The organism is Lentzea sp. NPDC036949 (assembly GCF_055608075.1).
Map to the genome: position 1 here is coordinate 36951 of NZ_JBVJRA010000002.1, position 12638 is coordinate 49588.

At 73.9% G+C, this 12638-nt stretch carries 10 protein-coding genes; 5 read left to right on the forward strand and 5 right to left on the reverse strand.

What is annotated here, in order from left to right; all coding sequences use genetic code 11:
* The first annotated feature begins 36 nt into the window (after positions 1–36).
* The 3 genes from ACZ7CD_RS06250 (at position 37) to ACZ7CD_RS06260 (ending at position 2832) form a co-directional block, all read left to right on the forward strand.
* Positions 37–450 (forward strand): acyl-CoA thioesterase, encoded by a 414-nt coding sequence (locus tag ACZ7CD_RS06250; RefSeq protein WP_360384382.1) that lies wholly within the window; start codon positions 37–39, stop codon positions 448–450.
* Complete coding sequence (locus ACZ7CD_RS06255; RefSeq protein ID WP_470378417.1) at positions 447–1547, forward strand: zinc-binding dehydrogenase; 1101 nt, start codon at positions 447–449, stop codon at positions 1545–1547. The genes ACZ7CD_RS06250 and ACZ7CD_RS06255 overlap by 4 nt, the downstream gene beginning before the upstream one ends.
* Positions 1548–1704: 157 nt before the next feature.
* On the forward strand, positions 1705–2832 hold the full coding sequence (locus ACZ7CD_RS06260; protein ID WP_458432621.1) for a S1 family peptidase: 1128 nt from the start codon (positions 1705–1707) through the stop codon (positions 2830–2832).
* Between the two features lie 92 nt (positions 2833–2924).
* Here ACZ7CD_RS06260 and ACZ7CD_RS06265 read toward each other — a convergent pair whose 3' ends face one another.
* Entirely contained in the window at positions 2925–3512 is a 588-nt protein-coding gene (locus tag ACZ7CD_RS06265; RefSeq protein WP_470369002.1) for a TetR/AcrR family transcriptional regulator, read from the reverse strand.
* 56 nt (positions 3513–3568) lie between these two features.
* Here ACZ7CD_RS06265 and ACZ7CD_RS06270 point away from each other — a divergent pair, with 56 nt between their 5' ends.
* A complete protein-coding gene (locus tag ACZ7CD_RS06270) occupies positions 3569–4819 on the forward strand; it encodes an FAD-dependent monooxygenase (protein WP_470378418.1) in 1251 nt (416 codons plus the stop codon).
* A gap of 22 nt (positions 4820–4841) precedes the next feature.
* Here ACZ7CD_RS06270 and ACZ7CD_RS06275 read toward each other — a convergent pair whose 3' ends face one another.
* Positions 4842–6002, reverse strand: a complete 1161-nt coding sequence (locus ACZ7CD_RS06275; protein WP_470378419.1) for a serine/threonine-protein kinase — start codon at positions 6000–6002, stop codon at positions 4842–4844.
* Positions 6003–6064: 62 nt separating this feature from the next.
* The gene (locus ACZ7CD_RS06280) at positions 6065–6928 is read right to left on the reverse strand and encodes an alpha/beta fold hydrolase (RefSeq protein WP_470378420.1); all 864 of its coding nucleotides are present in this window, start codon (positions 6926–6928) and stop codon (positions 6065–6067) included.
* Positions 6929–6981: 53 nt separating this feature from the next.
* On the opposite strand from ACZ7CD_RS06280, the gene ACZ7CD_RS06285 reads away from it, so the two are divergent.
* The gene (locus ACZ7CD_RS06285; RefSeq protein WP_470378421.1) at positions 6982–9942 is read left to right on the forward strand and encodes a BTAD domain-containing putative transcriptional regulator; all 2961 of its coding nucleotides are present in this window, start codon (positions 6982–6984) and stop codon (positions 9940–9942) included.
* On the opposite strand, the gene ACZ7CD_RS06290 is transcribed toward ACZ7CD_RS06285, so the two are convergent.
* Together ACZ7CD_RS06290 and ACZ7CD_RS06295 are read right to left on the reverse strand one after the other, a co-directional pair.
* Positions 9914–11380: an acyl-CoA synthetase gene (locus ACZ7CD_RS06290; protein WP_360384369.1), complete on the reverse strand. Its 1467-nt coding sequence runs from the start codon at positions 11378–11380 to the stop codon at positions 9914–9916. The two genes, ACZ7CD_RS06285 and ACZ7CD_RS06290, sit on opposite strands and share 29 nt — an antisense overlap.
* Entirely contained in the window at positions 11319–12635 is a 1317-nt protein-coding gene (locus ACZ7CD_RS06295; RefSeq protein ID WP_470378422.1) for an MFS transporter, read from the reverse strand. Before ACZ7CD_RS06295 ends, ACZ7CD_RS06290 begins: the two co-directional genes overlap by 62 nt.
* Between the last annotated feature and the right edge of the window lie 3 nt (positions 12636–12638).

Sequence of the window (12638 nt, forward strand, 5' to 3'; positions counted from 1 at the left end):
ACCAGAGCAAAGTCCGAACAGAGCAAAGGTGGTCGTGTGCGCGAGCAGTACCGGCACTGGCAGCGGATTCCGACCCGATGGGCGGACAACGACGTCTACGGACACGTGAACAACGTCGTCCACTACGCGTTCATGGACACCGTGATCAACACGTGGCTGATCGCGGCGGGCCTCGACATCCACGAGGGCGCCGAGATCGGCCTGTGCGTGGAGTCCCACTGCAACTACCGCGCCTCGGTGGCGTTCCCGGACGCGCTGGACGCGGGCCTGCGCGTCGGGCACCTCGGCCGGTCGAGCGTGCGCTACGAGGTCGGGTTCTTCCTCGAAGGCAGCGCGGACGTCGTGGCGGAGGGCCACTTCGTGCACGTGTTCGTCGACCGCACGACCCGCAAGCCCGTCGAGATCCCCGCGGGCCTGCGCACCCGGATGGAAGGGCTGGTGGTCGCGTGAAGACGCGCGGTGCGGTGCTCACGGCCGTCGGCGGCCCGCTGGAGGTCGTCGACCTCGACCTCGACCCGCCCGGTCCCGGCGAGCTGCTGGTGCGCGTGCGCGCCACCGGCCTGTGCCACTCCGACCTGTCCGTGATCGACGGTTCCCGCCTGCGGCCGTTGCCGATGGTGCTCGGCCACGAGGCGGCGGGCGAGGTCGTCGAGGCGGGCCCGAGCTCCGAGTTCGCGCCCGGCGACCACGTCGTGCTGTCGTTCGTGCCCGCCTGCGGTGCGTGCCGCCGGTGCGCGTCCGGCCGCCAGGCGCTGTGCGAACCGGGTGCCGCCGCCAACCGCGAGGGCACCCTGCTGAGCGGTCACCGCCGGTGGACCCTCCCGGACGGCACCCGGCCGCACCACCACCTCGGCGTGTCCGGGTTCGCCGAGTACACCGTGGTCTCCGACCGGTCGGCCACGCGCGTGCCTTCCGACCTGCCACCCGAGATCGCTGCGCTCTTCGGGTGCGCGGTGCTCACCGGCGCGGGGGCCGCGTTCTACAGCGCCGAGGTCGTGCCGGGGGACCGGGTCGCCGTGTTCGGTCTGGGCGGTGTCGGTCTCGCGGCCGTACTGGCGGCGGTCACGGCCGGTGCCACGCAGGTCGTCGCGGTGGACGTCGTCGAGCACAAGCGGCAGCTGGCCCGCACCCTCGGCGCCACGCACGACGTGGCGGGCGGCCCGGACGTCGTGGCGCACCTGCGCGACCTCACCGGCGGCGGCGCGGACAAGGTCATCGACACCACCGGCGTCGCGGCCGTGCTGGAGCAGGCCTACGCCGCCACCGCGATCGGCGGCACCACCGTCACCGTCGGCCTGCCGCACCCCGACCGGACCGTCACCCTGCCCGCGCTGAACCTGGTCGCCGAGGAGCGCACGCTCAAGGGCAGCTACCTCGGTTCGTGCGTGCCGCGCCGGGACGTGCCGCGCTTCGTCAACCTCTACCGCGCCGGTCGGCTGCCGGTCGACGGCCTGCTCTCCGGCCGGCTGACGCTGCCGGAGATCAACGACGGCTTCGCGCGGCTGGCGTCCGGCGAGGCGGTGCGCCAGGTGGTGATGATGACCTGATTGCCCGGTTGGGACCGTTCGGTCAGGAATCGGGCAGGACAGGAGCTTTGTCAGCGGTTGACCGGCCGGTGTTGGCTGCGTCACTGTGAGAGCGCTCTCATGTTCGCGCCTTCCGCAACGGGGCGGGAGGCGACCCCTGACGGACAAGGAGAAGAGCGTGCGTCTCAGCGTGTCCAGAATCGTGCCCGCGCTGGCCCTCGTGCTGGTCGGGTCCACCTTCACCGCTCCCGCCCAGGCCTCGGCGCAGGAGCTGTCGCCCGGCCTGCTGTCGGCGATGAGCTCGGCGTTCGGGCTGACCGAACAGCAGGCGCGGCTGCGCCTGGAGAAGGAACACCGCGCGTCGGTGCTCGCACCGCGCGCCGAGGCCGAGGCCGGCACCGCCCACGCGGGCAGCTGGTTCGAGGACAACCGCCTCGTCGTCGCCGTCACCGACCGGGCGGCGGCCGGCCGGGTCGAGGCCACCGGCGCCGTGGCGAAGCTCGTCACCCGGTCCGCCGGGTCGATGAACGCCCACAAGAACCGGCTCGACGCCCTGTCCGCGACCGGTGCCGTGCCGGCCGCGGTCGCGAGCTGGCACCCGGACCCCAGGACCGGCACGGTCGTCGTCAACGTTGAAGCCGGCAAGCAGACCGCCGAGGTCGCCGCGTTCCTCGACAGGGCCAGGCAGTTCGGCGCCATCAGCGTCAACACCGACGGCGTGCGGCAGCCGCAGCCGTTCGCGGCCGGCACCGTCGGCGGCGACCCGTACTACACCGGCAACGTCCGATGCTCCATCGGCTTCTCGGTGCACGGCGGCTACGTCACCGCCGGCCACTGCGGCGGCAACGGCGCGGCGGTGTACGGCTGGGACCGCTCCTTCCAGGGCAACTTCGCCGGCTCCTCCTTCCCCGGCAACGACTACGCCTGGGTCCGCACCGGCGGCGGCTGGTGGACAGTGCCCGTCGTGCTCGGCTGGGGCCGGGTGAGCGACGTGCTGGTCCGCGGCTCGTGGGAGGCGCCGGTCGGCACCTCCGTGTGCCGCTCGGGCTCGACGACGAAGTGGCACTGCGGCGCGATCCAGAGCCGCAACGAGACGATCCGGTACGCCCAGGGCGACGTGCACCAGATGGCGGGCACCAGCGTGTGCGCCGAGGGCGGCGACTCCGGCGGCTCGTTCATCACCGGTGACCAGGCCCAGGGCGTGACGTCCGGCGGCTACGGCAACTGCTCCAGCGGTGGCCGCACCTGGTTCCAGCCGATCAACGAGATCCTGAACGTCTACGGGCTGCGGCTGCACACCGCCTGATCCCGTGCCGACCGGCTGCCCACCGCGAGTCAGCGGTGGGCAGCCGGTCCCGGCGACAGCACGCGGACGGGTCCGCGCACATGTGGCACGGCCTATTCAGCAGGGCCGAAAGTAGCGACCAGCTTCGCCAGGCCGTGCTCGAACCGCTCGTCGAACGACTCCTCGGTCAGGAACGGGAGCACGCGCCGCAACGCGGGCCGTTCACCCAGCACCAGACCATCCGCGGAGCGTCCCGGCAATGCCTGCTCCTCCTGCGTGAGCCCGAGGACGAAGTAGATGACGTCCCACAACGTCCACGCGGCGTCCCGTTCGGACAGCCCGCCCTCCAGCAGTGCCGCGCACAGCGCCTCCGCGACGTCCAAAGTGGCCGGTTCGGCGGCGTAGGTGCCGGCCACGACCACGGCCCCGTCGCGGTGGGCGAGCAGGGCCCGGCGGTAGCGGCGCGCGATCTCGGCGGCCCGCTCGCGCCAGTCGGCCGGCAGGCCGGTGAGCGACACGCCCGCCACGATCGCGTCGGCCATCAGCTCCTCCAGTCGGGCCTTGGTCTTCACGTGCCACAGGACGGTGTTCATCCGCACGTCCAGGCGCTGGGCGATGGCGCGCAGCGAGACCGCGCCCGCGCCGTGCTCGTCGAGGATCTCCAGGGCGGTGCGCACCACGTCCGCTTGACTCTTGGTCACTGACCTAGTCTACTCACGGCACCGAGTGTTGGTCAGTGACCAAGAGGAGTGGGTTGATGCTGGACGTCGTCATCGTCGGCGCGGGGCCGACCGGGTTGTGGCTGGCGGGGGAGCTGAGGCTGGGCGGTGCCTCGGTCGTGGTGCTGGAGGCGCGGCTGGAGCGGGACCGGAACTCGAAGGCGCTCACGATCCACCCGCGCACGGTCGAGGTGCTCGACTGCCGCGGGGTGGTGGAGCCGTTCCTGGCCGAGGGCCTGCGCATCCCGAACGGGCACTTCGGCGGGCTGCCGGACCGGCTGGACTTCGCCGTCCTCGACACGCCCTACCCGTTCACGCTGGCGTTGCCGCAGGTCAGGACGGAGGAGCTGCTCGAAGAGCGAGCGGTCGGGCTGGGGGCGGTGGTGCGGCGCGGCTGTCGGGTCACCGGGCTGGCCGAGGGCGGTGTGGTGCTGGACGACGGCGAGGTCGTCGGCGCGCGCTACGTGGTGGGGTGCGACGGGACCCGCAGCACCGTCCGCGCCGCCGCGGGCGTCGACTTCCCCGGCACCGACGCCACGACCTGGGGCTGGCTGGGCGACGTGGTGCTCGACGACCCGCCCTCGCGCGGGTTCACCAGCGCCACCGGGGCCGACGGCGGCCTGATGGTCGTGCCGTTGCCGGGTGGGGTGCACCGGATCGTGGGCGGTGATCCCGCGAGCAACCGGCCGGAGTGGCCCGGCGAGCTCACCCTCGACGAGCTGCGCGCGGTGGTGAAGGCCATCGCGGGCACCGACTTCGGGATGCGCGACCCGCGGTGGCTGTCCCGGTTCGGCAACGCCACCCGGCAGGCCGCCGCCTACCGCGCGGGCACGGTGCTGCTCGCCGGCGACGCCGCCCACATGCACTTCCCGACCGGCGGGGTCGGAATGAACGTCGGCATCCAGGACGCCCACAACCTCGGCTGGAAGCTCGCGGCCGTCGTCACCGGGCGCGCGGACGAGGCGTTGCTCGACACCTACCACGAGGAACGCCACCCCGTCGGCGCCGCGCTGCTCGCCCACACCAGGGCGCAGACCGCGTTGATGACGGCCTACACGCCGGAGGGGCAGGCGCTGCGGGCGTTGCTGAGCGGCCTGATCGCGTCGGCGCCGGACATGTCCCGCGAGCTGGCGGAACGGCTGTCCGGCCTGGACGTGGCGTACGCGACCGGCCGCAGGGTGCCGGACCAGGTGCTACCCGACGGCGGGCGGTTGTTCGAACGGCTGCGCGGGGGTGGGCACGTGCGAACGGCGGCTGGGGTGGTGCGGCCGGACGGGCACCTCGCCTGAACGCGGTGCACGCCGGGCGGTGTCAGCCTTTGCCGGGCCCGCCCTTGCCCTTGCGGTCCTCCCGCTTGCGCTCGTCGCCCTTGCGGTCCTCCGGCTTGCGGTCGGCCGGCTTCACGTCCTCGCGCTCGGGACGGTCGACCTTCCCGCCGGCCTGGACGGGCACGGCCGGAGCGGTCGTGGTGGTCGCCGGCGGCACCGAGGCGGCTACGGGTACGGCCGACGTCGCCGGAGCAGTGGTGGTGGTCGGCGGCGCGGACTCGGCCGGCGGTGTGGACGCGGTCAGCGCCGCGGTGACACCGGCCGTGGCGACCGCTGCGAACGCCCCCGCGGCCAGGAGCATCCGCACCGGGTGGCGGGCCTGCAGCGGGATGCCGGGCCTGGTCGCCGGCTGGACGTGCCGCAACGCCCGCGCGCACTCCGCGGCGGTGGGGCGGCGCCGGGGCGTCAGCGAGGTCATCGTGTCGAGCAGGCGGCGCAGGTCGGTGGGCAGGTGGCGCGGGATCTCCGGGCGGCGGTGCAGGCGGGCGACGGCGGCCTCGACCTCGCTGCCCTGGTACTCGCGCCGCCCGGTGAGGCACTCCAGCAGCAGGAGCCCGAGCGAGTAGATGTCGACCGCGCAGGTGAGGGCCTCGCCGCGGACCTGCTCCGGCGAGAGGTAGGCGGCGGTGCCCACCAGCTGGTCGGGCCGGGTGAGCCGGGTCGCGTCGACCAGCGTGGCCAGGCCGAAGTCGGCGAGGTGGGCGTTGCCGTCGCGGTCGAGCAGGATGTTCGACGGCTTGATGTCGCGGTGCATCACACCCCTGGCGTGCACGTGGTCCAGCACGTCGGCGAGCTCCGCGCCCAGCCGCCGCACCTCGCCGACCTCCAGCGGCCCGTCGGCGATGCGCTCGAACAGCGTCTGCCCGTCGACCATCTGCAACACGACGAACGGCGTGCCGCCGGTGGTCCCGGCGTCGTGCACCTGGACGAGGCCGGGGTGCGACAACGCGGCCAGGGTCTTGACCTCGTTGTCGAACCGGACCGCGTCCGCGAGGTCGGAGCCGGCGCGGAAGAGCTTCACCGCGACGTGGCGGTGCAGCCGGGTGTCCCACGCGCGGTGCACGTCGGCCATGCCGCCCGAGCCCAGCAGGTCGTCGAGCTCGTAGCGGTCAGCGAGCAACCGCTCGTGCGTGGACACGGACATGGCGGCCTTCCCCTCGGCGATCAGCTCCCACCCGTATTCCCGCTCGTGGCGATCACCAACCCTCAGCGGGCCAGCAGATCGCGCACCGCGCCCACGACGACCCCCGGTGCCTCCTCGGCCATGAAATGTCCACAGGAGACGGTGCGGTGGTCGAGGTCGGAAGCCCAGGCCCGCCACAGCTTCTCGGCCTCGAACCCGAGCGCGGAACCCCAGTCCTGCTGCAGCACGGTGACGGGCATCCCCAGCCGGTTGCCCGAGCGGAGGTCGGCGGTGTCGTGCTCGACGTCGACCGTCGCCATCGCCCGGTAGTCGGCGACGATCGACGTGACCGCCTCGCGGGAGGCGCGCAGGTACTCGGCGCGGACCTCCGCCGGGAACGACGACCCGCCCCAGGCGTCGAGGAAGTGGCCGAAGAACACGTCCGGGCGGGCCCCGATCAGCTCCTCGGCCAGACCGGGCGGCTGCGCCATCAGGAACAGGTGGAAGCCGACGACGCCGGACGTCCCGCGCATGACGTCCCACATGTCCAGCGTGGGCAGGACGTCGAGCGAGGCCAGGTGCGTGACGTGCGCGGGGTGGTCGAGCCCGGCGCGGAACGCGACGTGCGCGCCCCGGTCGTGGCCGACGAGCGCGAACCGGTCGTGGCCCAGGTGCCGTGCGACGGCCACGACGTCGGCGGCCATGGTGCGCTTCGAGTAGGTGGAACCGGTGTCGGCGGGCTTGTCGCTGTCGCCGTAGCCGCGCAGGTCGGGCATGATCACGGTGTGGTCGGCGGCCAGGTCGGCGGCGACGTGCCGCCACATCAGATGCGTCTGCGGGAAGCCGTGCAGCAGCACGACCGGGGTGCCGGAGCCGGTGGTGGCGACGTGCAGCTCGACGCCGTCGGAGACTTGGACGCGCTGGTGGTCGAAGTTCGTGATGTTCACGCCGACACCTTGCGCGCGCCCGATCAGCAACCGATCAGTGCCGGGGTCAGCGGGTGGTGACGTTCGGGGTGCTCGGCCCGCTGACCGCGGGCGCGGCCCGGCTCGGCGGCCCGAAGCAACGCGCCGTGCTCGCCCGGCTGCTGGTGGCGCGGCGGCGTGTCGTGCCGGTGCGCACCCTCGTCGCGGACCTGTGGGAAGACCCGCCGGACGGGGCGGTCGGCACCGTGCAGACGTTCGTGGGCGCGCTGCGCAAGGCGCTCGAACCGGACCGTCCACCCCGGACCCCGTCGACCCTGCTCGTCACCGAGGGCACCGGGTACGCGCTGCGCGCGCAGGACGTGGACGCGTGGCGGTTCGAGGAGATGCTGGGCGGCGACCTGCCGGTGCTGGACGCGGCGCTGGCGTTGTGGCGCGGCCCCGCCTACGCCGAGTTCGCCGACGAGCACTGGGCGCGCGCGGAGGTCGACCGGCTGGAGGAGCTGCGCCTGGTCGCCGTCGAACGCCGGGCCGAGGCGGCGCTGGCGGCTGGCCGTGCCGCGGAGGTCGTGGCCGACCTGCGCGCGCAGGTCACCGCGCACCCGTGGCGGGAGAAGGCGTGGAGCCTGCTCGCGCTGGCGCTGTACCGGGAGGGCCGGCAGGGCGACGCGCTGGCGGCGGTGCGCTCGGCCCGCACCGCCCTGGCGGAGCACCTGGGCGTCGACCCCGGCCCGGAGCTGCGGGCGCTGGAGTCGGACGTCCTCGCGCGGTCGCCCCGCCTGACGCCGTCGCCGCCGATCGGCCTGGTCGGGAGGTCCGCCGAGCTGGCCGTGCTGGCGGACGCCGTGCCCGCGGCGGGCCTGGGGATCGCGGTGGTGACGGGCGAGGCGGGCGTGGGCAAGACGGCGCTGGCGGAGGCGTTCAGCGCGGTGCTCGCCGGCCGCGGCTGGCGGACGGTGTGGGCCCGGTGCCCGGAGGACGCGCCGGTGGCGTGGCCGTGGCAGCAGGTGGTGGAGGCGCTGGGCCTGGAGCTGGCGGCGGACGACCGCTTCCGGCTGCGCCGGTCCGTGGTGGCGGCGGTGTCGTCGGCGGCACCGGTGCTGGTCGTGCTGGACGACCTGCACCAGGCCGACGAGGAGACGCTGGCGGTGCTGGCGGCGTTCACGGTGGCGCCGCTGCCCGGCCGGGTGCTGGTGGTGGCGACGTCACGGGTGCCGGTGGCCTCCGAGGCGCTGGCCCGCGCGGAACCGGTCCGCGTGGAGCTCACCGGCCTGGGCGAGGAGGCGGTCGGCGCGCTCGTGCGGTCGATCGCGGCCGGCGCCGACGTGCGGCTCATCGCCGAACGCAGCGGCGGGAACCCGTTCTACGTCAAGGAACTGGCCCGGCTGAGCGCGGCGGGCGGCGATCCGGGCGCGGTGCCGGCGGGGGTGCGGGACGTGCTGCGGCACCGGTTGGCGGGGCTGCCCGCCGGGGTGCGCACGGTGCTGCGGCAGGCGTCGGTGCTCGGCCGTGAGGTGGACGTGGACCTGCTGGCCGCGGTGGCGGGCGGGGACGTGCTCGACGCGCTGGACGTGGCGTTGGACGCGGGGTTCGTGGTGGAGGTGGCGCCGGGGCGGGCGCGGTTCACGCACGTGCTGGTGCGGGACACGCTGTACGAGGAGGTGTCGCTGACGCGGCGGGCGCGGTGGCACGGGGTGGTGGCGCAGGCCCTGGAGTCCCGGATGGGTGACGCGGTGGCGGGGGCGAGCGGTGCGGCACGGCCGGGCGAGGTGGAGTTGCTGGCGCACCACTACCTTGCGGCCGGTGCGCGCGGGGAGGCGGCGATCAGGGCGTTGGCCACGGCGGCGGGGGTGACGCGGTCGCCGCGGGACGCCGTGCGGTTGTGGCGGGCGGCCATCGCGGCGGCGGACGGGGTGCGGGTGGACCTGCTGACCGGACTGGCGCGGGCGCTGGCGGTGAGCGGGGACCTGGAGGGCGCGCGGGAGCAGCGGTCGGTGGCGTTGCGCGCGGCAGGCGGGGGAGGACCGCAGCGGCTTGCGGACCCGCCGACTGCCCCTCCACTGGTGCCCGCGGACCCGCCACCCGCCGATCCGCAAGCCGTGGCCGACGTCATCGGCTCCTTCGACGTCCCCGGGATCTGGACCACCAACGACGACCCGGCCCACTCCGCCGAGCTCGTCGCGGCCGCCGAACGCGTCCTGCCCGCGTTCCCCGGCCCGACCGCCACCCGCGCCCGCCTGCTCGCCACCATCGCCATGGAGGACCGCGGCACCGGCGCACGCCTGCCGGAAGCGGAGGAGGCCGAGGCCATCGCCCGCGAACTGGACGATCCGGGGCTGCGGGCGTTCGCGCTCAACGCCCGGTTCATGCACACCTTCCACCGCGCCGGGCTGGCCCCGCACCGCGCCGCGATCGGTGCGGAGATCGTCGCCCACGCCGCCGAGCACCGCCTGGTCACCCACGAGGTCCTCGGCCACCTGGTCCTGGTCCAGGCGCACGCCGCACTCGACCGGCTCGGCACCGCCGACCGGCACGCCGAGGAGGCCGACGACCTCGCCCGCCGGTACGACCTGCCGCTGGTCGGGGTGTTCACCGGCTGGTACGCGGCGCTCAAGCTCGCCGCCGCCGGAGACGTCCCCGCCGCCGACCGCGCCTACCGGGCCGCCGCCGCCCGTGTGGAGGGCACCGGCATGTGGGGCATGGAGCGCGGGCTCCTGCCGCTGGCGCTGCTGAGCCTGCACGGTCCGTCGGTGGTGGACCTGGACGACGACTGGGGCCCGCACCGCGACTGGGTGCGCCCCCTCGTGCTGCCGCACGACGAGGCGCTCGCCGCGGCGAGGGACCTCCCGGCCGGGCCCGCGGACCTGCTCACCGAGACGCGGGCCTGCCTGCTCGCGATGGCGGCGATCCGCCTGGGGGACCGGGGGCTGGGAGAACGGGCCCGCACGACACTGGCACCGGCGAAGGACGAACAGGCCGCCGGCACCGGCCTGTTCACCTTCGGACCGATCAGCCGCTTTCTGGCCGCGCTGAGCTGACCAGCGGCATCCGGCGCAACGCCGGTTTGAGCACCTTCCCCGAACCCGTGCGCGGCAGCTCGGCGACCACCTCGACGTGCACCGGGATCTTGTACTTCGCCAGGCGCGGAAGCAGGAACTCGCGCAGTGACGGTGCGTCCAGCGAAGCACCGTCGCGGGGCCGCACGAACGCGCGGCCCACCTCACCCCACCGGTCGTCCGGCACGCCGACCACCGCCACCTCGGCGACGTCCGGGTGGTCGGCGATCGCGTTCTCCACCTCCGCCGGGTACACGTTCTCCCCGCCGGAGATGTACATGTCCTTCAGGCGGTCGACGACGTGCAGGTGGCCGTCGGTGTCCAGGCGGCCGATGTCGCCGGTGCGGAACCAGCCGTCCGGGGTGAACGCGGCCGCGGTGGCGACCGGGTCGTTCCAGTAGCCGGGCGTCACGTTCGGGCCCTGCACCTCGATCTCGCCGGTATCGGCCAGCCGCAGGTCGCCGAGGAACACCGGCGGGCCGGCCGAGCCCGCCTTGCGCACGCTGTCGGCCGCCTCCAGGAACGTGGCGCCCGGCGCGGTCTCGGTGAGGCCGTAGCCCTGGCAGAACACCAGCCCGCGGTCCTGGTAGGTGTGGATCAGCGCGTCCGGTATCGCCGCACCGCCGCAGAGCAGCACCCGCACCGACGACAGGTCCGCCGTGTGCCAGTGCGGTGACGCGGCCAGGTCGGCGTACATCGTGGACACGCCGAACAGCCACGTCACACCGTGCCGCTCGATCAGCGACACGCACTCGTCGACGTCCCAGCGCGGGGTCAGCACGCTGTGGCCGCCCTTGACGAACGTGGGCAGCAGCGTCTGCGTCAGCGCGGCGACGTGGAACAGCGGCGCGGCCACCAGCGCCACCTCGTCGGCGGCGATGTCGACGCCGACCATCAGGTTGAACGTGTTCCACAGCAGGTTGGCGTGGGTGAGCACCGCGCCCTTGGGCCGCCCGGTCGTGCCGGAGGTGTAGAGGATCAACGCGGGGTCGTCGACCGCCACCGGCACGTCGAGCGGGTCCGCCGAGCCCCCGGCCAGCCATTCCTCGTAGCCGTCCAGCGAGATGGCGTGTTCGTGCGTGACGCGGTGCGAGGCCGCGTGCACGAGCACGCGGGCCCCGCTGTCGTCGAGCTGGTAGTCGACCTCCGCCGGGGTGAGCCGGAAGTTCAGCGGCACGAACACCGCGCCGAGCAGGTGCGCGGCGAACATCGTCTCGGCGAACGACGGGTGGTTGGGCCCGAGGTAGGCGACCCGGTCGCCGTGCCGCACCCCGAGCTCCTCCAGCCGCCGCGCGAGCCTCGTCGTGCGCTCGTCCAGCTCCCCGTAGGTCGTGGTGATCCCCTGGTGGGTCAGCGCGTCACGCTTCGGCGCCATGCGCGCGCGGCGGTGCGGCCAGCTGCCCAGACCCGAGTTCCGCATCCCTGTCTCCCGTCAGGCTGGTGTGGCTGGTCTCCCGCAACACGACCGTGCAGACCACGGTCAGCAGGCAGAAGGCCGCGAGGATGAACGGGATCGCGTCCGTCCCCGCGCTGTTCTGCACCTGCGCGAACAGCAGCGGGGCGAGGCCCGCGCCCAGTCCGGCGAGCTGGTAGCCCAGCGACGCCCCGGTGTAGCGGCTGCCGGTGGTGAACAGCTCGCTGTAGAGCGCGGCGAGCGGCCCGTACATCATCGGGTGGACCACCGCCTGGCCGAGCACCAGCGCGAGGACGACGTACCCGTTGTCCACCAACGGGAACAGCGCGAACCCGAACACGGCCATCAGCACGGCCCCGGCGAGCACCACCGGCCGGCGCCCGAACCGGTCCGAGGCCGCGGACCAGCCGAGGATGCCCAGCACCGCGAGCGCCGACGACAGCGTGAGCGCGTTGAGGATCGCCTGCCGGCTGTTCCCGGCCTGCACGCCGTAGGCGAGGATGAACGTCGTCAGCGTCGACTGCGCGACGAACGCCGACAGGCCGACCCCGACACTCAGCAGCAGCGTGCGCGGGTGGTTGCGCAGCACGTCGACCAGCGGCGTGGACGTCCTCCTGCGCTCGGCCCGGAACACCGGCGTCTCCTCGACCCGCATCCGCACGAACAGGCCGACCGCCAGCAGCGCGAGGCTCAGCAGGAACGGCACCCGCCAGCCCCACGACAGGAACGCCTGCTCGCCCACCAGCGCCGCGGTACCGGTCAGCGCGGCGGTCGACAGGACCATGCCGCACGGCGCACCCGCGTTGGTGAAGCTCGCCCACAGCCCGCGCCGCGAGGTGGCGTGCTCGGCGGACATGAGCACCGCGCCGCCCCACTCGCCGCCAACGGAGATGCCCTGCACGACCCGCAGCAGCACCAGCCCGGCCGGTGCCAGCCAGCCGATCTGCGCGTAGGTGGGCAGCAGGCCGATCAGGAAGCTCGCCACACCCATCAGCGTCATGGTCAGCACGAGCATCTTCTTGCGGCCCAGCAGGTCGCCGTAATGTCCGAAGAGGACACCTCCGAGCGGGCGGGCCAGGTAGCCGGTGGCGAACGTGCCGAAGCTCGCGATCGTGCCGACCAGCGGGTCGAGCGAGGAGAAGAAGACCTTGTTGAACACGACCGCGGAGGCCGTGGCGTAGAGCAGGAAGTCGTAGTACTCGATCACACTGCCGAGGAAGCTGGACGAGACCGCACGGCGTAACTGCGTTGTTGTCGCCATGAC